Origin of the sequence: Streptomyces sp. AK02-01A, assembly GCF_033795305.1 — a bacterium.
Classification (GTDB): domain Bacteria; phylum Actinomycetota; class Actinomycetes; order Streptomycetales; family Streptomycetaceae; genus Streptomyces.
On sequence record NZ_JARBAE010000032.1, the window covers coordinates 67,102 to 93,107 of the forward strand.

28 protein-coding genes, 1 tRNA gene and 3 pseudogenes are annotated in these 26,006 nt (G+C 67.9%); 16 read left to right on the top strand and 16 right to left on the bottom strand.

Annotated features, from left to right (window positions below):
* The first annotated feature begins 14 nt into the window (after window positions 1-14).
* Window positions 15-479: a hypothetical protein gene (locus PV679_RS25675; RefSeq protein WP_319682755.1), complete on the top strand. Its 465-nt coding sequence runs from the start codon at window positions 15-17 to the stop codon at window positions 477-479.
* A gap of 224 nt (window positions 480-703) precedes the next feature.
* Entirely contained in the window at window positions 704-1,453 is a 750-nt protein-coding gene (locus tag PV679_RS25680; protein WP_319682756.1) for a cupin domain-containing protein, read from the top strand.
* A gap of 208 nt (window positions 1,454-1,661) precedes the next feature.
* Here the strand turns inward: PV679_RS25680 and PV679_RS25685 are convergent, their stop codons facing one another.
* The gene (locus tag PV679_RS25685; protein WP_319682757.1) at window positions 1,662-1,832 is read right to left on the bottom strand and encodes a hydrophobic protein; all 171 of its coding nucleotides are present in this window, start codon (window positions 1,830-1,832) and stop codon (window positions 1,662-1,664) included.
* A gap of 147 nt (window positions 1,833-1,979) precedes the next feature.
* Here PV679_RS25685 and PV679_RS25690 point away from each other — a divergent pair, with 147 nt between their 5' ends.
* Window positions 1,980-2,153, top strand: coding sequence for a CsbD family protein (locus PV679_RS25690; protein WP_319682758.1), 174 nt, complete (start codon window positions 1,980-1,982; stop codon window positions 2,151-2,153).
* Between the two features lie 173 nt (window positions 2,154-2,326).
* On the opposite strand, the gene PV679_RS25695 is transcribed toward PV679_RS25690, so the two are convergent.
* Both PV679_RS25695 and cobF read right to left on the bottom strand, forming a co-directional pair.
* Window positions 2,327-4,717: a discoidin domain-containing protein gene (locus tag PV679_RS25695; RefSeq protein WP_416069802.1), complete on the bottom strand. Its 2,391-nt coding sequence runs from the start codon at window positions 4,715-4,717 to the stop codon at window positions 2,327-2,329.
* 596 nt (window positions 4,718-5,313) lie between these two features.
* Window positions 5,314-6,087, bottom strand: a complete 774-nt coding sequence (gene cobF / locus PV679_RS25700) for a precorrin-6A synthase (deacetylating) (RefSeq protein ID WP_319682787.1) — start codon at window positions 6,085-6,087, stop codon at window positions 5,314-5,316.
* 147 nt (window positions 6,088-6,234) lie between these two features.
* On the opposite strand from cobF, the gene PV679_RS25705 reads away from it, so the two are divergent.
* Genes PV679_RS25705 through PV679_RS25715 form a run of 3 tightly spaced genes read left to right on the top strand, consistent with a single transcriptional unit; the run spans window position 6,235 to window position 9,091 of the window.
* Window positions 6,235-6,954, top strand: coding sequence for a (Fe-S)-binding protein (locus tag PV679_RS25705; protein WP_319682760.1), 720 nt, complete (start codon window positions 6,235-6,237; stop codon window positions 6,952-6,954).
* Complete coding sequence (locus tag PV679_RS25710) at window positions 6,951-8,453, top strand: LutB/LldF family L-lactate oxidation iron-sulfur protein (RefSeq protein ID WP_319682761.1); 1,503 nt, start codon at window positions 6,951-6,953, stop codon at window positions 8,451-8,453. The genes PV679_RS25705 and PV679_RS25710 overlap by 4 nt, the downstream gene beginning before the upstream one ends.
* Entirely contained in the window at window positions 8,450-9,091 is a 642-nt protein-coding gene (locus tag PV679_RS25715; RefSeq protein ID WP_319682762.1) for a lactate utilization protein C, read from the top strand. The genes PV679_RS25710 and PV679_RS25715 overlap by 4 nt, the downstream gene beginning before the upstream one ends.
* Before the next feature lie 27 nt (window positions 9,092-9,118).
* Here the strand turns inward: PV679_RS25715 and PV679_RS25720 are convergent, their stop codons facing one another.
* Window positions 9,119-9,583, bottom strand: a complete 465-nt coding sequence (locus PV679_RS25720) for a DUF309 domain-containing protein (RefSeq protein ID WP_319682763.1) — start codon at window positions 9,581-9,583, stop codon at window positions 9,119-9,121.
* Between the two features lie 100 nt (window positions 9,584-9,683).
* On the opposite strand from PV679_RS25720, the gene PV679_RS25725 reads away from it, so the two are divergent.
* The 3 genes from PV679_RS25725 to PV679_RS25735 all read left to right on the top strand — a co-directional run bounded on the left by PV679_RS25725 (window position 9,684) and on the right by PV679_RS25735 (window position 11,880).
* Window positions 9,684-9,757: transfer RNA gene (locus PV679_RS25725), tRNA-Pro, on the top strand.
* A 392-nt stretch (window positions 9,758-10,149) separates the two neighbouring features.
* A complete protein-coding gene (locus PV679_RS25730) occupies window positions 10,150-11,364 on the top strand; it encodes a helix-turn-helix transcriptional regulator (RefSeq protein ID WP_319682764.1) in 1,215 nt (404 codons plus the stop codon).
* A gap of 126 nt (window positions 11,365-11,490) precedes the next feature.
* Window positions 11,491-11,880, top strand: coding sequence for an ATP-binding protein (locus tag PV679_RS25735; RefSeq protein WP_319682788.1), 390 nt, complete (start codon window positions 11,491-11,493; stop codon window positions 11,878-11,880).
* Window positions 11,881-11,915: 35 nt separating this feature from the next.
* Here the strand turns inward: PV679_RS25735 and PV679_RS25740 are convergent.
* Window positions 11,916-12,534 (bottom strand): annotated as a pseudogene (locus PV679_RS25740) (transposase); the annotation flags it as partial.
* A 154-nt stretch (window positions 12,535-12,688) separates the two neighbouring features.
* On the opposite strand from PV679_RS25740, the pseudogene PV679_RS25745 reads away from it, so the two are divergent.
* A pseudogene (locus tag PV679_RS25745) lies at window positions 12,689-12,910 on the top strand (DUF317 domain-containing protein); the annotation flags it as partial.
* Between the two features lie 183 nt (window positions 12,911-13,093).
* On the opposite strand, the gene PV679_RS25750 reads toward PV679_RS25745, so the two are convergent.
* The gene (locus PV679_RS25750; protein WP_319682765.1) at window positions 13,094-13,717 is read right to left on the bottom strand and encodes a hypothetical protein; all 624 of its coding nucleotides are present in this window, start codon (window positions 13,715-13,717) and stop codon (window positions 13,094-13,096) included.
* 270 nt (window positions 13,718-13,987) lie between these two features.
* Window positions 13,988-14,356 carry a helix-turn-helix domain-containing protein gene (locus tag PV679_RS25755; RefSeq protein WP_319682766.1) on the bottom strand — a complete coding sequence of 123 codons (369 nt, stop codon included), beginning with the start codon at window positions 14,354-14,356 and terminating at the stop codon, window positions 13,988-13,990.
* A 67-nt stretch (window positions 14,357-14,423) separates the two neighbouring features.
* Between PV679_RS25755 and PV679_RS25760 the strand changes: the two are divergent.
* Window positions 14,424-14,660: pseudogene (locus PV679_RS25760) on the top strand (LLM class flavin-dependent oxidoreductase); the annotation flags it as partial.
* 48 nt (window positions 14,661-14,708) lie between these two features.
* Window positions 14,709-15,443: an alpha/beta fold hydrolase gene (locus tag PV679_RS25765; protein WP_319682789.1), complete on the top strand. Its 735-nt coding sequence runs from the start codon at window positions 14,709-14,711 to the stop codon at window positions 15,441-15,443.
* Window positions 15,444-15,703: 260 nt separating this feature from the next.
* Here PV679_RS25765 and PV679_RS25770 read toward each other — a convergent pair whose 3' ends face one another.
* A complete protein-coding gene (locus PV679_RS25770; RefSeq protein ID WP_319682767.1) occupies window positions 15,704-16,693 on the bottom strand; it encodes a YafY family protein in 990 nt (329 codons plus the stop codon).
* 93 nt (window positions 16,694-16,786) lie between these two features.
* Between PV679_RS25770 and PV679_RS25775 the strand changes: the two genes are divergently transcribed.
* From PV679_RS25775 to PV679_RS25785, 3 genes are all read left to right on the top strand, one after another.
* The gene (locus PV679_RS25775) at window positions 16,787-17,182 is read left to right on the top strand and encodes a VOC family protein (RefSeq protein WP_319682768.1); all 396 of its coding nucleotides are present in this window, start codon (window positions 16,787-16,789) and stop codon (window positions 17,180-17,182) included.
* A 142-nt stretch (window positions 17,183-17,324) separates the two neighbouring features.
* On the top strand, window positions 17,325-17,594 hold the full coding sequence (locus tag PV679_RS25780) for a hypothetical protein (protein WP_319682769.1): 270 nt from the start codon (window positions 17,325-17,327) through the stop codon (window positions 17,592-17,594).
* 395 nt (window positions 17,595-17,989) lie between these two features.
* Window positions 17,990-18,922, top strand: coding sequence for a heme o synthase (locus tag PV679_RS25785; protein WP_319682770.1), 933 nt, complete (start codon window positions 17,990-17,992; stop codon window positions 18,920-18,922).
* Between the two features lie 60 nt (window positions 18,923-18,982).
* Here PV679_RS25785 and PV679_RS25790 read toward each other — a convergent pair whose 3' ends face one another.
* Together PV679_RS25790 and PV679_RS25795 are read right to left on the bottom strand one after the other, a co-directional pair.
* Entirely contained in the window at window positions 18,983-19,432 is a 450-nt protein-coding gene (locus PV679_RS25790) for a MarR family transcriptional regulator (RefSeq protein ID WP_319682771.1), read from the bottom strand.
* Between the two features lie 209 nt (window positions 19,433-19,641).
* Window positions 19,642-20,514 (bottom strand): ketopantoate reductase family protein, encoded by an 873-nt coding sequence (locus PV679_RS25795; RefSeq protein WP_319682772.1) that lies wholly within the window; start codon window positions 20,512-20,514, stop codon window positions 19,642-19,644.
* A gap of 70 nt (window positions 20,515-20,584) precedes the next feature.
* Between PV679_RS25795 and PV679_RS25800 the strand changes: the two genes are divergently transcribed.
* Window positions 20,585-21,214, top strand: a complete 630-nt coding sequence (locus PV679_RS25800) for a TetR/AcrR family transcriptional regulator (protein WP_319682773.1) — start codon at window positions 20,585-20,587, stop codon at window positions 21,212-21,214.
* 64 nt (window positions 21,215-21,278) lie between these two features.
* On the opposite strand, the gene PV679_RS25805 is transcribed toward PV679_RS25800, so the two are convergent.
* From PV679_RS25805 to PV679_RS25830, 6 genes are all read right to left on the bottom strand, one after another.
* Complete coding sequence (locus PV679_RS25805) at window positions 21,279-21,707, bottom strand: TetR/AcrR family transcriptional regulator C-terminal domain-containing protein (RefSeq protein WP_319682774.1); 429 nt, start codon at window positions 21,705-21,707, stop codon at window positions 21,279-21,281.
* Between the two features lie 433 nt (window positions 21,708-22,140).
* Window positions 22,141-23,064, bottom strand: coding sequence for an NADP-dependent oxidoreductase (locus tag PV679_RS25810; protein ID WP_319682775.1), 924 nt, complete (start codon window positions 23,062-23,064; stop codon window positions 22,141-22,143).
* Window positions 23,064-23,552, bottom strand: a complete 489-nt coding sequence (locus PV679_RS25815; protein ID WP_319682776.1) for a nuclear transport factor 2 family protein — start codon at window positions 23,550-23,552, stop codon at window positions 23,064-23,066. The genes PV679_RS25810 and PV679_RS25815 overlap by 1 nt, the downstream gene beginning before the upstream one ends.
* 451 nt (window positions 23,553-24,003) lie before the next feature.
* On the bottom strand, window positions 24,004-24,543 hold the full coding sequence (locus PV679_RS25820; RefSeq protein WP_319682777.1) for a hypothetical protein: 540 nt from the start codon (window positions 24,541-24,543) through the stop codon (window positions 24,004-24,006).
* Window positions 24,544-24,913: 370 nt separating this feature from the next.
* Entirely contained in the window at window positions 24,914-25,369 is a 456-nt protein-coding gene (locus PV679_RS25825) for a hypothetical protein (RefSeq protein ID WP_319682778.1), read from the bottom strand.
* 47 nt (window positions 25,370-25,416) lie between these two features.
* Window positions 25,417-26,006 (bottom strand): helix-turn-helix transcriptional regulator (locus PV679_RS25830; RefSeq protein WP_319682779.1); only part of this gene is annotated, 590 nt, incomplete at its 5' end.

Below are 26,006 nucleotides of genomic sequence, written 5' to 3' on the forward strand. Positions count from 1 at the left end.
GAAGGAGTGGTGGTATGCGCGAAAGGTATGGACCCGGTACGGGAATGGTTCTCGGCGCGCTGGCCGGAGCGCTGGTACTGGCGGGGTGTGTGGACAGCGGCCCGGCCGGTTCGAAAGCCACACCGGTGGCGTCTCCCGGCTCCGCCGCCTCCCGTCCCGAACGGCCGGATCCACGAGCGTGCGCGGACGCCGACTGCGAAGTGGAGCTGGCCGCCGGCGACACGGTCCGCTTCGACGGCCGGGCCGGCGTCGACCGCTTCGAGGTCACCGCCGTGGGCCCGCAGGGCGCCACCTGGAATCTCCCTGGATCGCGGCAGTGCGGAGCGTCCGGGCCCGGTCATATCCAGGTGGCCGGTGACCAGGACGGGTGCCGTGGCACGGTCGGCGAGGGCACCACGCTGCGGGCGGAAGGCGTCACGGTGACATTCCTCGAAGTGGGCCGACGGAGCGTCGTCGTGCGGCTGCGGCCGCGCGCATGACGCGCATACGCAGGCGTGTTGTGGCCGGTGGTCCGATGCGTTGACGCGGTGGTCCGGACGCTCTACGTTTCGTGCAGAAAGCGCTTGCTGTGCGTCCGCGGCGTTCCGGCGCCGGGGGCCTGAGCTCCGAAAGCCCCACGCCGAAAGGGAGTGTTCGCGACGTCTCCGAGCGATGTGACAGACCCGCCGGGCACCGCCGCCACGTGCCCGGGGAAGCGGTCGTGATGACCCCGGCGACCGGGTTCGCCGGACTGCCCGGGGCCGTCGCCGTCTCCCATCTGCGGGTGTACGACTGGGAGGCCGCCGACGGATTCCGCGGTGGCACACCGCATCTGCATCTCACCTGCTCCGAGGGGTATGTGGTGACGGCGGGCCGCGGCGCCGTCCAGACCCTCAGGACGGGCGGCTTCGACACCACCGCGCTGGAGCCCGGCGCCCTTGTGTGGTTCACACCCGGCACCATCCACCGCCTCGTCAATGAGGACGGGCTGCGCGTCGTGGTCCTGATGCAGAACAACGGACTGCCGGAGGCCGGCGACGCCGTGCTCACCTTCCCGCCCGACCACCTCACCGATCCGGAGACATATGCGCGGGCCGTGCGCATCCCGGACGGCCCCGAGGCCGAACAGGCCGCCGCCGCGCGCCGCCGCCGTGACCTCGCCGTGGAGGGCTTCACGGCGCTGCGTACGGCATGGGAGGCCGGCGACAAGCGGCCCCTGCTGGACTTCCAGCGGACAGCCGCCGCGCTCGTGGCGCCCAGAGTGGCGGACTGGCGGAGCCGCTGGGAGGCGGGCGCGGCCGAGGCCGCCCGAGGGACCGGCGTCCAGCTCGGCCGGCTCGCCGCGGGCGACTCCTCGTATCTCACCGAGGCGCGGTTGCACGCCCGGCTTCCCGCGGCGCGCGGCGTGTTCGGCATGTGCGGACGGCTGGACACGTACGACGTCCTCGGCCCGGACCATGGCGGCCGGTCATAAGGCCCGCACCGGCCGGAGGCGGCCGACGGCGAGTGGCGCCGCGAGGGATTGGCCGCGCATGCGTGACGACATCGCACGGCGCGGTGAGAATTCGCCGGGAATTCTCACCGGAACGGAAAAGCGGGTGGGCCAGGACATCATTGTCCTGGCCCACCCGCACGCTTGCCGGTGGAGATCGCTTTCGAGATCAGTCTTTGACCGCTTTCGCTTACCAGCGATACCAGCGGCCGCGCCTGCCGCCCGTGGCGGTCGGCCGCACCAGGAACCCGAGCAGCCATACGACCAGCACGATGATGGCGATCCACCACAGCGCCTCCAGTGCGAAACCCGCTCCGAAGAGGATCAGAGCCAGCAGAAGTACGAGAAGAAGGGGAACCATAGTTATCAACCTCCAGTCAGCCGTGTGCCCCGACTGAAATGCTTCATGCGCTCGCGCATCGGTTTTTCCGGGTGAGGTTTGACCGGCGTAATCGCGGTGATGCGTTTGTTGGCCAGTGAAAGTCGAGTAGGGCAGGACGTGAGTGTCATGACCGACCACGAGAAGACGGATGCCAAGGTCGAGCAGGCCAAGGGCAAGGTCAAGGAGACCGCCGGCCGGGCTGTGGGCAATGAGCGTCTGACCGCGGAGGGCCGTGCCGAACAGGCGAAGGGCGATGTGCGTCAGGCGAAGGAGAAGGCCAAGGACGCCTTCAAGCGCTGACGGCGCCACCCGCGCGACCGGCGTCGCTCGGAGAATTCGCACGACCTGTGACAGGGGCCCGGCTCAATATGCCGGGCCCCTGTCGCGATGACGGTGAGACCACCGTCTCCGCTTGTCGCGGGAGAGGCGCTGAGCCGCCTTTCGGGCGGACGGCGCTATTCCCGCGACACGGACTAACTCGTGTACGCCTCCAGCTCGGAGAGCTGTCCGGCCGGCCAGCCGGTGTTACCGGTGAAAGTCAGCCGCAGATAGCGGGTCGATGTGCCGTCGAGATTGACGGTCACGGTGTTGTTGCTCGACGGGTTGAAGGTGTAGCCCGCCGAAGCCTTGAGCGTGGTGTACGGGAGGGTGTTGGTGGTGCTCCCCAGCACACTCAGCGTCTGCGTGCGGGTCGCCCACGCCGATGACGGAGGAAGCTTCAGGACCACGCGCTTGACCGCCTTCGCCGAGCCGAGGTCGACGGTGAGGGACTGGGGCCAGGCGTTGTTGGTGCTCTCCCAGTAGGAGTTGGCGTTGCCGTCCACCGCGTTGCCGGCGCCGTAGACGTCGGCGTGGCCGGTCTCGGTGATCGGACGGCCCTGGGCGATATTGCCCGTGTCCGCCGGAGGGGTCGTCGGCGGGGTCGTCGGAGGCGTGGTCGGCGGGGTCGTGGGCGGAGTGGTCGGCGGGTCGGTGGGCGGGTTGCCGCCACCCGGCACACCGCCGTTGGTCCACACCGGGGTCGGCCACGTGCCCGTGCACACCGGCGGGTTGGCGTACCAGCCGGAGTTTCCGGCTCCCTGGGTGATCTGGAAACCGGATCCTATGCAGTTGTGGATCGGGTTGGACTGCGCGATGTGCGTGGCCGTGACATTGGTGAACGAGGCCGTGCCGGGCGCCTGGATCTGCAGCGCGTATGTACCGGCGCCGTCGATCTTGATGTTGTTGAAGTGCAGCCCGTTCGTCGCGCCCTCGATCAGATGGATCGCGGCGTAGGAGCTGTCCAGGATTTCGCTGTCGCTGATGTTGATGGTGGCGTTGATCGGTTCGTTGAGACCGCTGAACCAGACCGCGCCGACTCCGAACTGCCAGTTGAAGTCGTTGTTTCCGGTACGGATCAGGGTGTTGCGCGCGGCGGTCGTGGTGCCGGAGACCGCCGTTCCCTGACCGGAGTTGACGCCCGGATAGCGGTTGGCGATATGCAGCCCGCCGCCGTTGGAGATGGTGTCCGACATGACGTTGTCGGAGATCGTGATGTCCTTGCCGCCGTAGGTGACGATGTTGTTCGCCAGGATCGGCAGGATCACCGTGTTGAACGTGAACTTGTTGTTGACGTTCGGGACGGCCTCCGCCCACATGGCCAGACCGTCGTCACCGGTGTTGCGTACAAAGGTGTTGGTGACGGTGGAGTTGGTGACGCCCATGTGGAAGTTGACGCCGTCCGCGGTCTGGTCGAGGATGCGGCTGTTCTTGATGGTGAAGTTGTTCATCGGGCCGTCCATCCACGCCCCGACCTTGGTGTGCTGCATCCACACGTTGTCGACCGTGGAGTCCGACATCGCGCCACCGATGGCGTTGACCTGGTCGTTGTCCTCGCGCTCACGGATGTCGCCCATGATGGCGAAGTTCTTCAGGGTGACGTTCTTGCTGCCGCCCGCGTTGGCGTACTTGCCGTACACACCGACGGCCTTGGAGCGGTTGGACGGGTCACGTCCGGTCAGCACGCTGTACCAGGGGCCCGCTCCCGCCAGTGTCACCTGGTCGACGACGATGTGATCGCGTACCTGGAAGGTGCCCTCGGGGATGTAGACCTGCTTGCCCTGGGTGCGGCCCGCGTCCACCGCGGCCTGGATCTTGGCGGTCGCGTCGGCGGCCCCGCTCGGGTCGGCGCCGAAGTCGCTCACCACGTCCAGCGCGCCGGCGGGCTTGCCGATCGCCGCGCCCACCTGCTCGAAGTCGGCCAGGTCGATGGTGAAGGTCGGCGACGAGGCCGTCGAGGAGACCTGGAGCCGGATCTTCGTACCGGCCGGCAGCGTGGACCCGAACATGGTGCGGGTCTCGTCGTAGAAGTGGTGCGGGTTGGTGTCACCGGGGTTGTTGTTGAAAGGGTAACCGCCGTAGTACCAGCTGTACTTGGAGGTCACGGGCACGCTCTTCAGGGAGTTGCCGTTGACCCGCAGGTCGATGGCCGCGTCCCGGCCGGTGCCCGCGGAGTTGTCCGGCAGCGAGTACCGGAACGACATCGCGTTCGCCGGAGCGGTGAGAGTGAACTCCACGTACTCGCCGACCGCGTCGAGCGTCACGGCCTGCCGGCCCGACGCTTCCGAAGGCAGCGTGCCGTAGAGGCGGTTGGGGCCGATCAGAGTGCCGTTGGTGGCGGCGTACTCGGCCTCCTGCTCCTTGAACGGCACGGTCGCGCCGCGACCGGGGACATTGAGCGGAGAGGGGGCGGGAACAGCCGCCGCCTGAGCGGCGGGTGCGGTGGACATCACCACCGCTGCGGCCGTCCCGGCCACAGCGAGTGCGAGGGACACGGATGCGGATATGCCGCGCCGGAGCAAACGGCGTCCAGGGGGGAGTGTCACAGACATACGTCCTTGCGGCTCGGGGGGACTCTGCGGACGCGAAAAGGCTAGAAGTGAGCCCGCAGGAAGTCTATGAATCTGCGCAAATTTTGAAGACAGAAGTAAAAATCTTCGACCCGAGTGCCCGTCCGGAGTGGAACATAACGGTCACTTTCTCCTCAACTCTTCGTCCTGGAAGGAAGGTTGAGCGGGTGTGTGCGGGATCCACGGCTCTTCGGCCGCACTTCAAAGACCCATCGCCGCATGTCTTGTGCGCCTGCCTCTTGCGTGCTTCGCGCGCGGCGCTTGCGGTCGACTGCGAGGGATGTTTGGCGCAACGGTGTGACGGCGATGCGGGAGGCGTGGACCGTACAAGCGCGGACGGTCGGCTCCCGTTCGGTGTTTGCGTTGTGGCGCAATCACCACCGGCGGGCCGGGGCCGGCGACTAGGGTCACTCATCCGCCCACGGAAGCGGGGGGTCCGTGGGGGGAAGGGCACGAGGGAGTCATTGGCTGCCGTCACCGTGTCGTAAGCCGCTTCTCATGTCCGGAGGACGCCCGACTCGCGTCGTCCGGCGCGGCTCACGACGACCGGTGGCGCGGCCGATGAGGACCTCTCAGCCGCGCCGCAGCAGATACGTGTCCATGATCCAGCCCTTGCGGGCCCGTGCGGCGGACCGCAGCTCCGCGATCCGGCCGGCGACCTCCGAGAGCCGTCCGGAGACCAGGATCTCGTCCTCGGTTCCCACATACGCACCCCAGTGGATGACCGGGTCGGCCGCCAGGTGGTGCCGGAACGACTGATGCGCGTCCAGCATGACGACGACATCGTCGGCTCCTTCGGGCCAGCCTTCCGCGAGCCGTCGGCCCGTGGTGATCTGTACCGGCCGGCCCACCCGGGTCAGCCCGACGCGATGCCTGGCCGCCAGGGCGGAGACGCTGCTGATGCCTGGGATCACCTCGTGATCGAACCGCACCGCGCCACGCTTCAGGACCTCATCCAGGACGGCGAGCGTGGAGTCGTACAGGGCGGGATCGCCCCATACGAGGAACGCTCCGGTCCGGTCGCCTTCCGGTTTCTCGTCCAGCTCGTCGATGATCGCGCGCTCGTAGAGCTCGGCCCGCCGGCCGCGCCAGTCGTCGACGGCTTCGGAGTAGGCGGCGCCTTCGGCCGCACGGTCCCGCGCCGGGTCGCGGACCTCGACGAGCCGGTAGTGGCCGCCTTCGATGTGCCGCCGCAGGATCTCACGCCTGGGGCCGATGAGATCGGCCTTCTCCTCGCCCTTGTCGACCAGGAAGAACACATCCACCTGATTGAGCGCCTTGACCGCCTGCACGGTCAGTTGGTCCGGGTCGCCCGCTCCGATACCGATGACATAGATCTTCCTCACCAGCCGAGTCTGCCTCATGTTCCGTCCTCGCTGTCTCCTCGCTGTCTCCTCGCTCAGAGAGGATCGGACATCCATCGGATGTCTGATGATCCATCACACATTTCGAGGGTCTTACGCAGGCCGTCACAAGCGACATATGCTCCGTCCATGCGCGCCGCTCTCTTCGTCACCTGCGTCAATGACGCCGTATATCCGTCCACCGGGATCGCGACCGTGCGGCTGCTCGAACGTCTGGGAGTCGAAGTCGATTTTCCGGAGGCGCAGAGCTGCTGCGGCCAGCCGCAGTTCAATACGGGCTACCGCCGTGAGACCGAGCCGCTGGTACGCCGCATGGTCCGGGCTTTCGAGGGTTACGACTATGTGGTGACTCCGTCCGGTTCCTGTGCCGCGATGGTCCGCCAGCACTATCCGAAGATCGGCGACGCGGCCGCGGCCTCCCTTGCCTCACGCACATACGAGCTGACGGAGTTCCTTGTCGACGTGGTGGGGGTGACAGACGTCGGAGCGTACTTCCCGCATGCCGTCACCTACCATCCGTCCTGCCACGGCCTGCGGCTGCTGGGGCTGGGGGACCGGCCGCGAAAGCTGCTGGAGGCGGTGAAGGGGCTGGAGCTGCGGGAGCTGCCCGGAGCGGAGGAGTGCTGCGGCTTCGGCGGCACCTTCGCCGTCAAGAACTCCGATGTTTCGGCGGCGATGGGCCAGGACAAGGTGCGCAGCGCCGTCTCCACCGGGGCCGGTGTGCTGTGCGGAGCGGACAATTCCTGCCTGATGCACATCGGCGGGATCGTGAGTCGTGAGGATGCTCCGCTGCGCGCCGTGCATCTCGCGGAAATCCTGGCGTCGACGGAAGAGGAGCCCTGGTCATGAGCGGTACGTATCTGGGGATGCCGGCGTTTCCGGTGGCGGCCAAGGACGCGCTGGGCAATGAGACGCTCCGCGGAAATCTGCGGCATGCCACCCATACGATCCGCGACAAGCGGGCGAAGGCGGTGGCGGAGCTGGACGACTGGGCGCTGCTGCGGGAGGCCGGCAAGCAGATCAAGGATCACACGCTGCGGCACCTGGACCGGTATCTGGTGCGGTTGGAGGAGTCCGTGACGGCGGCGGGCGGCGTGGTGCACTGGGCCGCCGACGCCGCCGAGGCGAACCGGATCGTGGCGGAGCTGGTGAAGGCGACCGGTGAGTCCGAGGTCGTCAAGGTCAAGTCGATGGCCACACAGGAGATCGGCCTGAACGAGGCGCTGGAGGCCGAGGGCATCTCCGCGTACGAGACCGATCTGGCGGAGCTGATCGTGCAGCTCGGTGAGGACCGGCCCTCGCACATCCTGGTTCCGGCGATCCACCGCAACCGGGGCGAGATCCGGGACATCTTCCGCGACCGCATGGGTGCCTGGGGCCGGGCCGCTCCGGAGAATCTGTCCGACGAGCCCGCCGAGCTCGCCGAAGCGGCGCGGCTGCATCTGCGAGAGAAGTTCCTGCGGGCCAAGGTCGGAATCTCCGGGGCCAATTTCATGGTCGCCGAGACCGGCACCCTCGTCGTGGTGGAATCCGAGGGCAACGGGCGGATGTGCCTGACGCTGCCGGAGACGCTGATCTCCGTGGTGGGCATCGAGAAGGTCGTGCCGTCCTGGCAGGACCTGGAAGTCTTTCTGCAGACCCTGCCGCGCTCCTCGACGGCCGAGCGGATGAATCCGTACACCAGTACATGGACCGGCACCACGGACGGCGACGGCCCTCGGGTCTTCCATCTGGTGCTGCTGGACAACGGCCGGACCGACACGCTGGCCGACGAGGTGGGCAGGCAGGCACTGCGCTGCATTCGCTGCTCGGCCTGTCTCAATGTCTGTCCGGTGTACGAGCGGGCGGGCGGGCACGCGTACGGCTCCGTCTATCCCGGTCCGATCGGCGCCATCCTCAGCCCTCAACTCCGCGGCACCGCCAGCGAGATCGACGCCTCGCTGCCGTACGCCTCCTCCCTCTGCGGCGCCTGCTACGACGTGTGCCCCGTCGCCATCGACATTCCCGAGGTCCTGGTGCATCTGCGCGAGAGGATCGCGGACCAGGGCGGCAAGGGCCACCGGCTGGAGAAGGTCGCGATGAAGGCGGCGGGCTGGGTCTTCGACCATCCCCGCGCCCTCGCCGCCGGGGAACGGGCCGCGTCCAGGACCCGTCGGCTGCATCCTTCGAAACCGCCGGGTGCGGGAGCCTGGACGGACACGCGCGATCTGCCGGAACTCCCGTCCGAGCCGTTCCGCGACTGGTGGAAGAAGAACCGCGAGCACGACCGGAAGAACGACCGCAAGGACGACCGGAAGAACGACCGCAAGGATGAACGCGTGAACGACCGTAAGGACAACGGGACATGAGCACCGGTTCGAGTTCCCGGGAGCGGATCCTCGCCCGTATCCGCACCGCCGTCGCCGACGCTCCCGACGTCCCGGAGGCCGCTCGCGACTACCGTGACACGCACATTCCGGACGACGGTGTGATCGACCTGCTCGCCGAGAACCTCGCCGATTACCGCGCGATCGTCCACCGGACGGACGCGGAAGGACTGCCGGCGGTCATCGCGCGCCTGCTCACCGAGCGTGGCACGCGCACCGTCCTCGTCCCGCCGCTGCTCCCGGCGTCCTGGCTTTCCGCGACAGGAAGCGGCATCATCCGGGTCGACGACGAGCCCGAAGCCACCGCTCAGGAGCTGGACGCGGTCGACAGTGTGGTCACGGGCTGCGCACTGGCCATCGCCGAGACCGGCACCCTGGTGCTCGACGCGGGCCCCGACCAGGGACGACGTCGGATCACTCTCGTACCCGACCACCACATCTGTGTCGTACGCACATCCGACCAGGTGGTGGCCTCCGTGCCCCGGGCCATCCCGCTCCTGGACCCCACCCGGCCTCTCACCTGGATCTCCGGGCCCTCCGCCACCAGCGACATCGAACTCAACCGCGTCGAAGGAGTCCACGGCCCGCGCACCCTCGAAGTCGTCCTCGTCGACGACTGACGCCACCGTTCGCCGCCGCGGACGGCGTCACGTCAACCGCGGCGCCTCGTCGGCCGCGTCCACCGGGCCGTCCAGCCGTCCCGCCAACTCCCGCGCCCACTCGGTCAGCCGGGCCACATCGATACCGTGCGGGCTCCGGTACGCGGCGATCCCGCCCGCGCCGCGCAGCAGCAGCCGTGCCCCGCCCGCCGTATTGCCACGGGCGGCGTGCGTCAGCCCGACCGCGAGCTGAGCCATGCCGCGCCACAGCGCGCGCTCGTCATCGGGACCGGACTTCCACGCGTCCTCGAACACCTCGTGCGCATGGAAGGGTTTGCCGGCGTCGAGCAGCCGCTGTGCCTCCCGGACGGTCTGCTCGGGTGTACGCACCACGCCCTCGGGCTGCCGTTCCACTCCGGCCGCCCCATACGGCAACGGACGCCCCAGCCCGTCACGCGGCCGCGCGTTGCGCGCCCGCCCCTCGTCGTCACGGTCCCGCCGGTTCTCCTTCATATGCCGATTGTCGCGCGGACAGGGGCAGTCTTCTCGCTGCACGGAGTGAGGTAATGTTCTCTTGTGTGGTCGCCCGGGCAAGCCTCGGTGTGGCCGTGACCGGGACGTGGCGCAGCTTGGTAGCGCACTTGACTGGGGGTCAAGGGGTCGCAGGTTCAAATCCTGTCGTCCCGACGGTATAGAAGCAGGTCAGAGGGGTCCTTCGGGGCCCCTCTTGATCGTTTCCAGAGGCGCCGTCTCACAATTTCTCACAAACGCTGTTGATCAAGGTCAGCCGAGCAGTTCGGCCAGCTTCTCCGAACCCGTGAATTCCGGGCGGCGGCGACCCAATCGGCGCTCCATCTCTATGCGCATGTCGCCAGGCTGGAAGACCGCGAGCTAGCCACCAGCATGCAGGACTGGATTGGCGTGCACCAGAACGCAGCAGCAGCGCGGACGGCTCTCGATGCGCTTCAGGACCGGTTGAGCCGTTATCTCCGAGGGCTTTACGCGGACGGCACTGTTTAGCGCTGCTGCGCGGCGCCACCAGCGCTCTCCCTCCGCCGTGGCGGGCGTACCGTGACGGCGTGGCAAATGAAGACCTGGGGAAGACCCTGCGCCGTCTGCGCCGTCTCGCCTCCCTGACGCAAGAAGAGCTGGCCGAGCGCTCCGGCGTGTCCGTCGACGTGATCCGTCAGCTTGAACAGCAGCGGAAGCACTCGGCACACCTCCCCACGCTTCACGCTCTCGCCAACGGCTTGGGCGTGGAGCTAACCACGCTACTGGGCGATCCTCCGGCGGTGACGGCAGGCGGAGAGAGCGACGGCCCGCGCTTCGTCGCCGTACGCCGGGCCGTCATGCCCGCACTATGGGGGCCGCAGCCAGAACCGACCGGCCCGGACTTCTCTCTGGACCGGCTGCGCGAGCAGATCGCAGACGGGTGGTCGCAGTATCACGCAGCCGAATTCGACTCCGTCATGAAGAGCCTCCCCGACCTGATCACCGAGGCGCGTTCCGCCACGGTGTCCGGGAGCGACGACGACCGCAGGGCCGGTTTCGCAGCCCTGGGCAAGGCACTCCAGCTCGCCGGACACATTGCTGTGCGCATGGGCAAGACAGACCTTGCCCTTACGAGTCTGGAGCGGGCCATAAGCGCAGCGGAGCAGTCCGCAGACCCGCTCTTGGTCCCCATGGTCGTGAACTCTGTTGCCTGGACCTACCAGCGGCAAGGACGCCTGGAAGACGCCCTGGGAATCGCTCTCCGCTCGGCTGAGACGATCGAAAGCGGCGGGCACACAGACACCGCCGACGGGCTGAGGGTTTGGGGCGCCCTGACTATGAGTGCTGCCACCTCTGCCGCACGGAGCGGCAACTACGAGCGTGCGGCGGAGCTGATGGCGGGAGCGGAGAAGGAAGCTGCCCGCGTCTCGAAGCTGCCTGCGGGCAGTGACAACCGGATGGTGAGCGTCTTCAGCCCGTCGTCGGTCCGTATCGAACGCGTCCGCCTCGCCGTGCAGTACGGGCACCCGCAAGACGCATTGGCACTCGCCAAGGGGATGCGGCTGAGCAAGGACACCCCGCCGTCCTGGCGGACGTGGCTGCTGCTGGACGTGGCCCGAGCGCACACGGACACCGGGGATGCCGCCGGAGCGGTGAAGGCGCTGGAGTCCCTGCGCCGTGTGGCACCGACGTGGATGCATCACCACACGTTGGCCGTGGCCATCGTGCGGGACCTGTGGGCGCTCCCCAACCACCCAGCGGGACTGCGGCCGTTGGCGGAGTTCCTGAGGGTCAGCGAATAGCGTGCTGAAAGTGGGACGTTGCGCCCCTGTCAACGTCCCTGGCGTGTCGCTTACATGAGCGGACAGCGCCCCGGCGACCGTGCGACCGGTCCCGGGGCTTGGCCGATCTGAAGGAAGCAGACCGACATGCCGCAACCTACAACGTGGGCCCGGCCGACCGGCTACCCCGGGTACAGCGAGACCTTGCCGCGCGAGCCGGAGAGCGCCGCGACGGCCCGGCGCCTGGTGCGCACCGCCTGCGCCGCCTGGGAGCTGGAGGAACTGACCGAGGACGGCGCGCTGATCGTCTCCGAGCTGGTGTCCAACGCCGTCCAGTACGCCCGGCGGGAGTCCATCCGGGTAGTCATCGACTGCCCCGGGGTGGCGTGCGTGCGCATCGGCGTCGTGGACTTCTCGAAGGTGCTCCCGGCGCCCAAAGACCCGGACGACGACGAAGAAGGCGGGCGCGGCCTCGCGCTCGTAGCGCGAACCGATCGAGTGAGGCCTCCTCGGTCGCCGCTGTGTATACGGGCTTGAGCACCTTGGCGATCTTGTCCCAGTCCTGGCGGGCTGATGGGCCGGTTGGCCACCGCGCCGTCGCGGATCTTCATGTGGATCGCGTCGATGAAGATCACCGGGTAGACGGCGTCCAGGGGCCGGTTCTGTCATTCGGTCATGCCCTCGGTGACCTTGTCGGTGATCGTGGAGATCGTCTGGCGCGGCACCTCGGCGCCATAGACCTCGGACAGGTGAGCCTGGACCTCACCGGTCGTCAGGCCCTTCGCGGCGAGCGAGATGACCATCTCGTCCACGCCGGACAGGCGCTTCTGCCGCTTCTTGACGATCTTCGGCTCGAAGGAACCCTCGCGGTCGCGGGGCACGGTTACCTCCACCGGGCCGACATCGGTCAGCACGGTCTTGGCCCGTGCTGCCGTTGCGTGAGTTGCCGCCGTTCTTCCCGGCGGGATCGTGTTTGTCGTAGCCGAGGTGGTTGGTGATCTCACCCTCAAGAGCGGACTCCGGGAGCCGCTTGGTCAGCTGCTGGAGCAGCCCGCCCTCGCCGGTCAGATGCAGGCCCTCGGCCTGAGCCCGGCCCACGAGCTCGTCGATCAGCCGGTCGTCCACAGACTTCGACGGCACCGCCTCAGACGGCTCGGCGGTCTCCACCTCGGTCACGTTGTCGCTGGTCATCGATGCATCTTCCATGATCGGGAGTTACACCGAACGTTTTACAGTCCCTGGGAGGTCGGACGCCTGCACCGGTTGGTGACGCTGGCCGAAGTGGGCGTGCAACTGGTTGCGAGATCGGGTCTGGGCTCGGGGCGGTCCTTCTTCAGACGGCAGCGCCCCGACCGCCGAGGCCGATGAGGCGGGCCTGGCCGGCCGGCAGGCGTGGGCCGAGCCCGCGTTCGGCGCACCGTGCCTGTGGGCGGTGATCTTCGGCGCCGGCGCGCCTCACGATCTCGTGGCCGCCTTCGCCGCATCCCTCAGCTCGACGGCACCGGTCCTGCGCCGGGTCTTGCCCGAGGCTACCCGGGAGCGACTTCTGCGCGCTCCGGCCGACTGAGGGGCGAGGCGGTCCGCGCCTTTCGCCGTCCACCACACCAGAAGCTCGGCCAACCCGATTGCAGGTGGCCGAGCTTCTTGCTTTCCGCTCTCCAGTTCACCGGCAGGGGTGAATCGCCTTTCCACGCGGGGCGAAGAATCCCGAACCAGCGTGGATCGTTGTGGGGCATCACACTGCCCAGTGCTACGAGACCGTGGTGATCTTCAGGGTTAGGTTCGGCGCCCAGGGGGCTTCAACGATCTGAGCGCGAACCAGTCTGCCCTTGTCTGTGATCACACAGATCGAGTTGCCTGCGATGATTCCGGCCTCCTCCACCGCATTCGAGTGCATGAGGATGCCTTCGAGCCCACCCCCGTTCGCGGCAGCCTCGCAGGCTTGCTTGCTGAACGCCAGGCGCTTCGAGAGGACACCGGCGCGGCTGTCTCGCGCCGTCCCAAATTCGACCGGGGAGCAGCCGTACCAATTCAGATCCGCCGGCGCGGCTGCGTCCTCGGCGTCAGGCTCGGCCCTGTCGACTCGGGTGACAAAGGGATACGAGTCAAAGTCGATGTGGCTGGCGTAGTCGCATGTGCTATCGCCGCTGAGACGGAGAGGTAGCGGCTCCCCCGGGAAGGGCTTTGCCGGGTCGACGCTCGGCTCGGGGCTCTCCGCATCGGCAGAGGCCGAGGGCTCCGCAGACGATGGCGCGGAAGCGGTGGGCTTCGCGGCGTGAGTAGTAGCCGTGGCCGAAGGCTTCGCGTCTTCCTTCTCGTCGTCATCATCAGAGGTGGCGACAACGAAGATGCCACCGATCACAGCTGCCAACACAGCTCCGATCAAAGTTGCCCGGGCGCTGATGCGAGCCGCTGTGATCGCCGGGTCGACAGGCGGCGCTGCGGGTGGGCGCCGGTCCGGCCTGGGTGGCTCCTGACCAGGCGAAGGCGGCGTGTTGGTGTTGTTCGAGTTATCGGTTGCCATCGGCTCCCCCGATCTACGCGGCATGATGCACCACGAGATCTACCGCATGGGCCACGAGACCACCAACACGCAACAGCCTTTGACCACTTGACGTTCACGGACGGGCAGCGCGGACAGCCCTTAGGCGTCCTTCGCCTCAGCCGCCTCATGAAAGGCGACGATCGCTTCACCGTTGGATCTCGCCCATTCGGTCAGCTGTGTGATGGGCTCCTCAAGTGTGCGTCCGAGCTCGGTCAAGCTGTATTCCACACGTGGTGGCGCTTCGGCGTACACGCGCCGCTCGACCAGCCCGTTGTGCTGGAGCCGGCGCAACGTCTGCGTCAGCACCTTGCGCGAGACGCCTCCGATCAGCTCGACCAGTTCGCCGTGCCGCAGGGGACCGTCACTCAGCGCGAAGAGCGTGACCACGGCCCATTTGCTGGCAATGATCTCGATGGCCAGGCGGGCGGGGCAGTCGGCGAGGAAGACGGTTCCGGGACGGAGACTCACGAGCTGAAGGGTACCTTTAGGTACCTATCGGCTGCTTAACGTCGAAGATATGCAGCGCACCATTCCGATGGGCGCCGAGGTCGAACTCGGCATCTTCTCCCTCACCGACATAGTCCCGGGTGACACCGGTTCGCAACGAGTCCGCGACGTCGTGGACATCGGCGTCCTCGCAAACCAGGCAGGACTCGACGTGTTCGGTGTCGGTGAACACCACACACCCCGGTTCGCGGTGTCCTCGCCCGCAGTCGTCCTCGCCGCCGTCACCGCCAGAACCTCCTCCATCAACCTGACCGGCGCCGTCTCGGTCCTGAGCACCTGCCAGTTGATCCACGCTCACGCCAAGGAAGCATCCATGTCCAACCCGACCACCTACGTCCTCGTTCACGGCGCCTGGCACGACGGGCAGTCCTGGAACCGCGTCGCCCCGCTGCTCACTGCCCAGGGCCACCGTGTCTTCACCCCGTCTCTCACCGGCCACGGGGACAAGGCGCACCTGCTCAGCCCCGAGGTCGGGCTCACCACCCACGTCGACGACATCGTCGGCCTCATCCTCGACCACGACCTGAGCGACATCGTCCTCGTCGGGCACAGTTACGCGGGAATGGTCATCTCCAGCGTGGCAAACCGGGTCTCCGAGCGCGTCTCACGCCTGGTGTACATCGACGCGATGGTGCCGACGCACGGCGAGAACGCCATCGACGTCATGCCGCTCACGCAGGTCCTGATCGACGGTGCCGGCGCCACCGCCCAGCCCTGGCGCATTCCGCCGCTGCCGGAGTTCCCGGCGCCGCTCGGCCTGTTCGGCGTCACCGACCCCGATGACACCGCCTGGCTCAAGACCACACTCACGGATGAGTCGGTCCTCTGCTTCCAGCAGCCGGCCGAGATGGACAACCCCGCGCAGACGTTGATCCCCCGGGTTCACATTCTCTGCGTCGGCAGCGAGGCCGAAGGCGTCACTCGTAGGCCCATCCCGGCGACTCAGCCCAACGGCGAGCCGTCTCGCGTCTACGAGCTGGAGACCGGTCACGACTCCATGATCACCATGCCCGTGGAACTCAGCGACCTGCTGCTCGAAAACGCCTGACCCGCGGAGCGGAGTACGACGAGGTCATCTGGTGCGGTTGCCGTACACCCGCGCGCCGGCGACTACGAGGGCGCACCCCGGCAGCCTGCTGCCCATGGCGTTGTGCGCAGAAGGAAGCCGCACCAGTCTCGAAGCTCGCCGACGGCGTTGAGGTGTGCGGTCAGGGTGTTGCCGGCGTTGGTGATCCGGGTCAGGTCGGGGTGGAGGTAGCGCTGGTTGGTGAGCAGGCTGTGCTATCTCATGCCATGCGTTCCCCGCTGTCAGGCTTGGCGGGCGTAGGACGCGAGGCGGTCGGCGAACGCGACGACGAGGCCGCGCAGTTCATCTGGGCGTTCGATGACAAACGGCCGGTCGAGTGAGGCGAGTACGGGAGGCAACCAGTCGAGCCGCTCCGCCCGTAGCTCGACACGTCGCCAGCGCTCGGTCTCCGGATCCGCGCCTGCCGCTGGCGCGGGCTCGTCCACGCTCGCGACGCTGGCGGGAAGTCGGGCGCGGATCTGCTCGACCGTCCCGTGGATCCGCAAGGTCACCTGATGCCGGTACTCAGCCGTGGCGAACCCGGACAGGACGCGCTGTGCCGGACCGGGGCCCACGGGCGCCTCGAATGAGCCGGACAAGGTCCTCGCGTCTGCGATGCGATCGAGCCGGAAGGTCCGGTCCTCGCCGATCTCGGGGTCCGTGCCCGTGACGTACCAACGGCCCGAATGGGCGACGATCCCGTACGGGTGCAGCCTGCGTTCGCTGCGCCGGCCGTCGCGGTCGGTGTACCTGATGGAGACCGGTCGGCGATGGCGTACCGCATCGGCGATGGTGAGCAGCACCCCGGCGTCGGGGGTGGCGAACTCGCCGGGCGAAGCCGTGAAGGCGAGGGATTCCAGGATCGTGTCGAGTCGGCGGGCGACGCGCTCGGGCAGCACCCTGCGGATCTTGGCCGCAGCCGTCTCGCCCGCCGTGTCCGCCGTCGTCATCAACCCCGCTCGGCGGCCGGCGACCAAGCCGAGCAGCACGGCGAGCGCCTCGTCGTCGCTGAGCATGAGCGGAGGCAAGCGGTAGCCGGGGCCGAGCCGGTAGCCACCGTAGCGGCCGCGCACCGCCTCGACAGGCACGTCGAGGTCGATCAAGTGGTCCACATACCGCCGCACGGTGCGGCCGTCGACGCCGAGCCGGTCGGCCAGTTCGGCAACCGTCCGGATCCCTCCCGACTGCAGCAGCTCCAGGAGGGTGAGCACGCGGCCAGTAGGTCGAGACATACGCAGAGCCTAGCGACAATACTGGACCGATTCTGTCCGCTATTTGTTCTAGCGTGCGAAGTGCAACGGCTCCACGAATCTAGGGAGAACACCATGGACCTCGTCTCGATCCGGATCATCACCGGTGACATCGCGCGCCTCGTCGAGTTCTACGAGAAGGCCACCGGGGTGCAGGCGGCCTGGTCCACCGAGGATTTCGCCGAACTCAAGACCCCCAGCGCCACCCTCGCCATCGGCAGCACCCGCACTGTGCCGCTGTTCGCGCCGGGCGTCGCTCGCCCTGCCGACAACCACAGTGTGATCATCGAGTTCCTTGTCGACGACGTGGACCGGGTGCACGGGAACCTGACCGGCTTCGTCGACTTCGTCAACGAGCCCACCACGATGCCCTGGGGCAACCGATCGCTGCTGTTCCGCGACCCCGACGGCAACCTCGTCAACTTCTTCACCCCGATGACCCCGGCGGCCATCGCGAAGTTCACTCGTTGACGCCAGGCGCAGCCGCCCGCGCGGGAGCCCTGGGACGCCAGGGCTCCGTTGAACACCTCCGGCGAGCTCCGGGGCGCCAACAAAAGAGTGCGGGCCCGTCCGGCTAGCTGCCGATCTCCGGCGGCTGCGTGGGGTCACGGCCGTGCCGGCCACCGTGCACCGCGTCCTGGTCCGGCGAGGCCTCAACCGGCTGTGCGACCTCGACCCGCCCACCGGCGAGCAGCGGCGCGAAGTCATCCGCTACGCGCACGGCCATGTCGGCGACCTGGCCCCTGTCGTCATGAAGGAGCTCGGACGCATCCCCACCGGCGGCGGCCGGCGCACGCACGGCGTGGGAACCGAGGCCGGCCGCGCCTCCAAACGCGCTGGTCCCGGCACCGGGAAGGTCGGCTACACGTCCTGGAAACCATGAAGCTCCCGGTCCTTGAACGGGAGTTCATGGCGCTCTGCGGGTGCCATCGGAAAAGCGCGCACAGGGGCGTCGGCCCGTACCACCGGGTGCTCGCTGGAAAACAGCGGGCAGATCGCCGGGAACCATTGCCGCTTCGTGGGCAATGAGTAACGCCGCTCGCGGCTGCGGCCGCCGCCGGTTCCGCCGTCGATGTCAAGGATCGCGTCGGCTCCAGCGCGGCAGTGCCTCCGGTCGCCGGGCGGTGGTCGCGCATCCGCTCCGTCTTCGCTCCGCTGCCCGTTGCCTTGCGCAGTCCCTTATGAGAGGAGGTCGTGACCCCGTGCGGATGGTGACTCTACTTACAGCTAGGCTGCAAGTAGCTTCTATGAAGAGGCATGCACGAAGGGTCGAATCAGATGCACGAACTCGCAGGGCGGCCGGCGTTTGTGGGCCGTCGTCTTCTTCTCCGCCGGATCTGGGCCTATGTGGAGCTCACGAAACCGCGCGTCCTGGAGCTGCTGCTCCTGACGACAGCTCCCGTGATGGTGCTTGCGCAGCGAGGGATTCCCGATCTGTGGTTGATTGCCGCGACCGTGACTGGCGGGGTGCTCAGCGGAGGGTCGGCTGCGGCGTTCAACATGTATGTCGACCGTGACGTGGACGCGCGGATGAGGCGGACGGCGAAGCGGCCTCTCGTGACCGGTGAGGTGTCGCCTCGCGCTGGGCTTACCTTCGCGTGGGCTCTCGCCGTCGCATCGACTGCGTGGTTCCTCGTCACGGTCAATCTGCTGTCGGCTGCGTTGTCCGCGTTCGCGATCTTCTTCTACGTGGTGGTGTACACGGTGCTGCTCAAGCGCCGGACTGAGCAGAACATCGTCTGGGGAGGAATCGCGGGCTGTTTTCCCACGCTTATCGGGTGGAGTGCGGTGACCGACGCGCTCTCCTGGTCGGCGGTCGTGCTCTTCGTGTTGGTCTTTCTCTGGACGCCCGCCCACTACTGGCCGCTCTCGGTGAACTACCGCGACGACTATCGCGCCGCGAACATACCGATGCTCGGAGCTACGCGGAGCACACGTCACGTCGCCGCCCGGGTGGTCACCTATGCGTTCGCGACAGTGCTGTGTTCGATGGTGCTCATCCCGGTCGCCGGGATGGGACTGCTGTATTCGGTGGTCATCGTCGCGTCGGGTGGCTGGTTTCTGTACGACGCCTGCCGCTTCTATGGGCAGACCCGGACATCCGACACGGTGGGTGACGGGCCCATGCGCGTCTTCCGCAGTTCGATCACCTATCTCGCTCTCGTCTTCGTCGCGGTTGCCATGGACCCCTTGTTCCATCTGACGCTCTGAGCCGAGGAATCGATTGGTACGAGCCGGCAGTTCTCCGCCAAGCCGCGTGTGTCACTCCACTTAACGCTTTACCAGCCAAGCCTCCCCGAGGTGCGTCAGGGCTGCGCCAAGCTCTTTCCACTCGCCGTCGGCGAAAGTCTCGCGGTCAAGCGCGGCGATTACCTCGTATGCCTCCTTGAGCGCGTCTTGGCCCCGGCTGGTCAGTTCGAGAACGGCGGCGCGCCCCTGACCGACCCCGCCGACCGCCTGCACCAGCCCGTCCGAAAGCATTCCCTCGATGATCGGCTGAAGACTCTGCACTCGAATCCCTGCTCGCCGGGCGAGCGAGCTGAAGGAGATTCCGGGCTCTGCCCGCACGTGGCCGAGCAAGCCGAGGCGGCGCAGAGAAAGGCCCATTTCCTTCAGTTGTTTCTCCAGCTTTGCTTCGAGAGCACGTGTATTGAGGATCATCACCATCAACGGGCTCGTCGGGGCGCGAAGCGAGTCTGCGCTTCCGGAGGTCTCGGTCACCGGGCGCCTCCTTTGGCGGTCTGCGAAAATCGTCGGTTGTTCATCCTAACGAGCCGGTGCGTGGTCGGTGAGACGTCGAGGATGCCATCGTGGTCCAGTGGTCACATCCGCCGTGCCGACGTCAGGTCGGAGCCGGCGGAGCTGGGTTCGAGGACTGTGGGACTGGCGGTGGTGTGCGGCGTGGTGAGGTTTTCGCTGTCCTGGGTCGTTCAGCGGGCTCCCGCAGGGGTACGGAGCTGTTCGGCCAGCCGGTCGAGTTCGGCCGTCGTGGCGGGCGAGGGGGCGTTGAGTCCGCTGTGCACGGCCGTCGGGCTCCTCAGGAAGCGCCGGAGCACGGTCACGAGCAGACCTTGCGGCAGAGTCCGCAGCGCGGCGAACGCGCGAGGTACCGGTGGCGTCGCCATGGCGGCGAGGTTCTGCCGCATGAGGTGGAGCATGCCGCGGACTGCGTCGGGATCGTCGGCCAGCTCTACCGGGCCGCCCGCCATGTGGACTGCCTGCCCGAGCGGGACCTCGAACGCGGCGTGCGTCTTGAGCCAGGCGTCCATGTGCGGTTCGGCCTTGGCGTTGATCCCAGCGGTGCGAAACGTCTCCACGATCCGTTCCAGTCGGGGGGTGGTGCGCCCGTCGGGCTCGCCGATCGGCATCGCGACCCGGCGGGTCATGAAGTTGGTCTTGCGGTAGCGAACCACGTCGCCGTCCATCGTGCCGGCGGCCGTGGGGAAGCCGAGCAGCACCCGTTCGTGGCCGATCACCGCGCCCAGCGGTTGCGCGCCGGCCGCCCAGTTGTGGAGGAACAGCACGTCGCCTTCGACACGGGCGAGTGACTCCAGCACCGTGTCCACCTGGTGGGTGCGGACGAAGACGGTGGTCAGGTCGTACCCGCCGTCCGGGTGCTCGACCACCGGTACTGGTATCCGCCTGACAGCGGGGCTGTTTCCCTCGGCGAGCTGCACGCCGTGCCGGCGCAGAGCGGTCAGGCGCTCGCCCCGGGCGAGGAGTGAGACGTCGTGACCGGCTTCATGCATGCGGGCGGCGAACAGGCTGCCAAGTACTCCGGCGCCGTACACGAGCAGCTTCATGTCACTCCTCTTTCATGCGTTCGTTTGATTCAAACGTTCGTTTCATTCAATCATATGTATAGTTCCTCGTGTGGCGACCTCAGACACCCGCACCCAGATCCTCGACGCGGCCGAGCGCCTCTTCGCCGAGCATGGATACCGTGGCACCTCGGTCCGCGCGATCACCAAACTCGCCGGAGCGAACCTGGCCGCCGTCGGCTACCACTTCGGCTCGAAGGCGGAGTTGATGGCCGCGGTCGCTCGCCGTGTGGTCGAGCCCATCAACGCTGCCCAGTGCGCCGGGCTCGACAAACTGCTCGCCCGAACCCCCGACCCACCGGTCAGCGAACTGGTGGAGGCATTCGCGGGGCCGCTGTTCGACGAGATGTCGGCCGGCGACGAGGGCGGCGCCCGGACGTCCCGGTTGTTCGTGACGATCCTCAGCGACCCGGCCGAGGAGGTACGAAGCTGGACCGGCCCGGCCGAGGACTCGGTCCGTGAGCGCTACTTCGCAGCTTTCGCGCGCGTATTGCCCGGCCTTTCCCCGGAGGAGCTGTGGTTCCGGATGCGGGGGATCCTTGCCGTGACGGCCGTCGACCGCCTGGAGGTCCACCATCAGCCCTCCCCTGGCTGCGTGTCCCCGGTAGCGGGCGACCCGGCCCGGCGATGGGCGATCACGTTCCTGACGGCAGCGATGAGTGCGCCACCGCCCCGGACCTGACGACCCAAGGGCAGACGCCGGCGGCGCGGGTCAGGCGGCGTTCGGAACGGCCGGTCCGCACTGGTCAGTTCGAACGCTGCGCAATGAGCAGACCCAAGCCGTCCAGGATGCGTTGCGGGCCGAACTCCAGTGCCTGATCCTGCCCGCCGTGCTGGGTCGCCGAGTCCAGCGCGGCGGTGAGGGCGGGGTAGTGCTCGCCGTGCGCCTGCATCAGCTCCCCGAGCGTGACGCTGAGCTGCGCTTCGGGGTTGCCCGCCGGGCCTGCCGCGCGGGCCTGTTGGGCGATACCGCGCACGTGACCAGCCAGCAGGGCGACCGCGTCCATCCGCTCGGCCCCCGACAAGCCGGTGCCGTCCAGTGCGGCGAGGGCCTGCTCCATCCAGGGCCCGGCGTGCTCGGCGGAGCGCAGGCCGTCCGGATCACAGGCGGCCAGACCCTCGACCAGCATCACACCCACGAACAACGCCGGCGTCCCGGGCAGGCGGTGGAACACGATTTCTCCTAGCCGAGGTCGAACGTCTGGTGACCGACGTCATCGGAGGCACGAGCCAGCCCGGCCGAGTTCAGATTACGGGACAGCCCTCAGCCATGTCGTACTGCCGCAGCGGCTTGAAGGGCCCCACACCGAGGTCGCCCCGAGACCTGCCGCCTCCGCTGTTCGCCCAGTTGTACCGCTTGCGGACATCCACGGTGACGGTACCTGTCGCCCCGGCGCGGTGGCGTTCACCGGCCGGGCTTCGCGGTCACACGGTCTCTCACACACATATCTCACGGACTGTACGGACTGACGCGGAATCCGCCTCAGTGACCTGGGCTTTTACGCTCTCCCTGGATCTCACAGATCCCCTTGGACGGTATTTCGTTCACTGGGGGTCAAGGGGTCGTCTTCGGCCCACCGGCCGGTCGTCCCGCAGCCGGGGCCTGTGTCAGGCGATCTCGACGACGATCTTGCCGGGAGTGCCACCGGCGGCCAGGGCGTGCTGGGCGTCGGCCGCGCGCTCCAACGGGTAGGTGGCGCCGACCCGTACGGTGAGCCGACCGTCTTCGGCGAGCTCCGCCAAGGCGGTGAAGTCGGTGTGATCCAGACGGCAGAAGACCGGTATGACGCCCGGTACGCCGATCTCGACGACAGACGCTGTGCGTGCGCCGAGGCGGGCGGCACTCGCCGTCGCGGCGAGCACGCCGCCGCCGACGGTGTCGAGGACCGCGTCCGTTCCCTTCGGGACGAGTTCCCGGACGCGGCCGGCGCTTCCTTCGCCGTAGGCGACCGGTTCGACGCCGAGGGTGCGCAGATAGTCGTGGTCGCGCCGGGAGGAGGTGCCGATGACGCGGGCTCCGCGCGCTCGGGCGATCTGGACGGCGAGAGAGCCGACCCCGCCGGCCGCTCCGTGGACGAGCAGGGTTTCGCCCGGCCGGACGGCCAGAGTGTGTACGACGGCCTGGTAGGCGGTCAGTCCCGCGAGCGGCAGGCCGGCGGCCTCGGCGAAGCTCATGGTGCGGGGCTTGCGGACGAGGGTGCGCACATCTGCCGAGACCAGCTCGGCCATACCTCCGTGGGCGCGCTGCACGTCGCCGCGGATGTACCCGATGACCTCGTCGCCCGCGGCGAACTCCGGCGTCGCGAGACCGGGATGTTCCACCACTCCGGCGATGTCCCAGCCGGGAACGACCGGGAAGTACGTTTCGACGGCGCCGTCGAGCGCCCCCGCCTGCAGCGCCAGGTCGGCGGGGTTGAGCGCCGTCGCCCGTACCCGTACCAGGACGGAGTCCACGTGGGTTTTGGGCTCGGGCAGCTCGGCGAGCTCCAGGACCTCCGGGCCGCCGTAGCGGCGGTAGACCATCGCCTTCATCACGCCCCCGGGACGGCTATCGGCATGTCCATCAGGACACGGTGCTTGACGATCTTCCACTCGCCGTCGATCCGGCGCAGCTCGGTGTCGTAGTACCCGGACTCGATCGACCGCACCGTTCCCTGGGCCCCGGAGACCCCGGCCGGCCAGCCGTCGGCCGGGCGTGCGGAGGCTTGCACCGCGAAGACGACGAACTGGGCGTTCAGATGGGCGAGGTCGCCGTCGATCTCGATGATGTGGTCGGAGGTGGTGTGGTGACTGGAACCGCCCTCCGGGTGCGGCGACATGAAGTTCGTGACCGCGAACTCCACGCCCGCCCCACCGATCAGCGGCTCACCGAACGGCTCGTAGCGGTCGGGGCCGGTCTTGATATGGATCCGCACGACCGCGTCATCGGTGAACAAGGCACCCTGCGCCTTGCCGTCCCGCCGGTCCGTCGCGCGGACATAGCGGGCCAGAACCTCCTGAACCTTGCGCTCCTCGCTCATGAGAGCTCCCATTTCGTAGTGATCTCCGGGGCCCTGCGGTGGGTTCCCGGCGAAGTGCGCCTCTGCGGGAAACGCTTCCCACGGCGTGCGCGACTCCAGTGGACCAGCAAGGCCACTGCAGGAGCCATGACCGTTTCGGTAGCCGGCGATACTCTGGAGGTACGGATCGACCGGAGACCCGCGAACTCGTCTGTTTCGTCGCCGTGGCCGAGGACTGCACTTCAGCAGGGCTGCGGAGCGGTTGGTCATGGCTTGCAGCCGTCCGACCGACTACCACCACGTCATCACAACAAGGCGCTTCCCAGGACCGCCGGGCAGAGGTCCGCTTGTGCAGTGTCACTTCGAGCCGCGCGATGGTTTCGAGGTCGGTCAGTGCCTCGCCTCGCCGCGATTCTCCCGATTGTGTGGTGCGACATGCCTGCGATTGCGGCAGCCGCCCGGCAGAGGAACTCTATTCCTCCGCCTCGTAGATGAAGGTGTCCCTGTCGGAGCCGATCTGAAAGAACGGCCAGAGATCGGGCAGGGCCTCGACTCTGTCCGTACGTGGAGGGATTGGTTCACCGCGCAGGTTGGCGCCCAGGCAGGCGATGGCGTCGGCGGAGAGATACAGGATGTCGACCCGGCGCTCTTGTCTGGTCCTGGTGTCGTCGGGAGGTGAAAGAGGCATGAGAAAGGTGTCCTCGCGTACTCGGGTGCGGAGGTCGGCATCGGGAACACGCTGCATCAGGACCTGCACGGTCAGCATGCGCTCATGCAGTAGACGTGACCGCGCTTGATCCTCAGGGGTGACTCGGCGGGCTTCACGCTGCACTTCGAACAGCTCGGCCAGCGCCGCCTCGATCGCCGTGGACGCACGCGCCTGCCGTTGCTCTTCTCGCGTGTGAGCTGCCTGTTGCCGTTGAGCCATCGCTGAGGACCAGACTGAAAGTCCTCCTCCAATTCCCGTGCCGGCCAGGCCGAAGACCGCCGCCACCCATACCGATGCGTCCATGCGAGCATCCTGTTCGAGTAACGGCATGGCGAGAAGAGCTGAAGCGTCTGTTCAGGCCGGGCAACCGGCTTCGGCGCGCCGTCCCAACCCTCACGGCGGCACTCCTGTCGCGCCTCACGTGCGCTCGTCTTTTCCCGATGTGCCGGGCCGGGAACACTTCGGGATGGTGTGCTGTTGGGAGGTATGTGGCTGCGGAGGGGACAGTGTCCCCGGGCCTCACTAATTGCCCATGGGGACGATCGTTCGGCTGAAGCCCCATGGAGCCTTCCCGCCGCGAGGCGACACCCCTCCGCGACCATTCTTGTCGGCCCACGCGTACGGATGCGTCGTCACCGCCGCCTCAAGCAGGGCCTCTTCCTGGCCGGGCGGGTTACGGGTTGTCGCGAGTCCAGACGTGCAACAGGTACCGGATTGTGTTCGGATCCTGCCCGGTGCTGTCGGCGATGCCGGTGACGGAGCAGCCCGCGCGGTGAAGGATGATCACCTGGTACTGGAGCGATGAGCTGGTGTCGATGGTGCCGACGCGGGGTCGTATGCGGCGCACCAGTCTGTCCCAGGCGTGTGCTGCGGGATTGGGTCGGCAGAGGATGTCGGACCAGTGGGTGGCCAGTTCACCGAACGTCTCGCGCAGGGTGGTTTTGGCGGCGGCGGGGTGCATGTGGGCCTGGGCGTAGGCGAGGTAACGGTCATGGTGGAGCGCGTAGAAAGCCACGAACGTCGCGGGAAGTGCCAGATCCATGGGGACGGCGAAGTCGCCGCCGGTGGCCGCCCGTGGACGTCGCCGTGAGGGGTGGACCAGGGTGGGGCAGGGCGGTGTCACGGGCATGGTGCCTCTTCCCGTCGGTGTGACTGGCGTAGTGGGCGCGAGCCTGGTCATCCGAAGGCGGAGGCCGGCAGGTTGGAATAGGTGATGCCGGTGGTAGGTGGGAGGGACTGGTGGGCGGCTTCCCACAGGGGCCGGATCGTTTCGGGTTCGCCCCGCAGGGCGTCCACGAGGTGGTCGACCCGGGGCCAGTCGGGGATGCGGGAGCCGTTGAGCATGCTGGTGATGTCTTCCAGGGACAGGGTGTTGCCGGCGCGGGCGCGGATGACGTCGGGTTCGGGGAGAGCGGCGGCCAGATGGAGTCCGCGCAGTGCCGCGGACAGGCTGGTGGGCCGGACGACCCGATAGCCGCGGGCGGCGTTCCATAACAGGCGCAGTTCGTCGGGTTCGCCATCGCAGGCCAGCGCGAGTTTCCGGGTCACCTTCCAGGTGGGCAGCCGCTCGCCGCTGAACACTCGGGAGGCATATGAGGGGCTGATGCCGGTCTCCTCACTGAGAACCCGGATCGATTTGCCGCTGACGCGGTGCAGGTGAGACAGGGCGGAGGCCAGTGTCGCGGCGGGACCGCGGGTTGGCGGGCCGTTGTCGGTGTCGGAGAAGCCGCCCTCCGGGCGGGACGGGGGCGCTGGAGCGGGCCCGC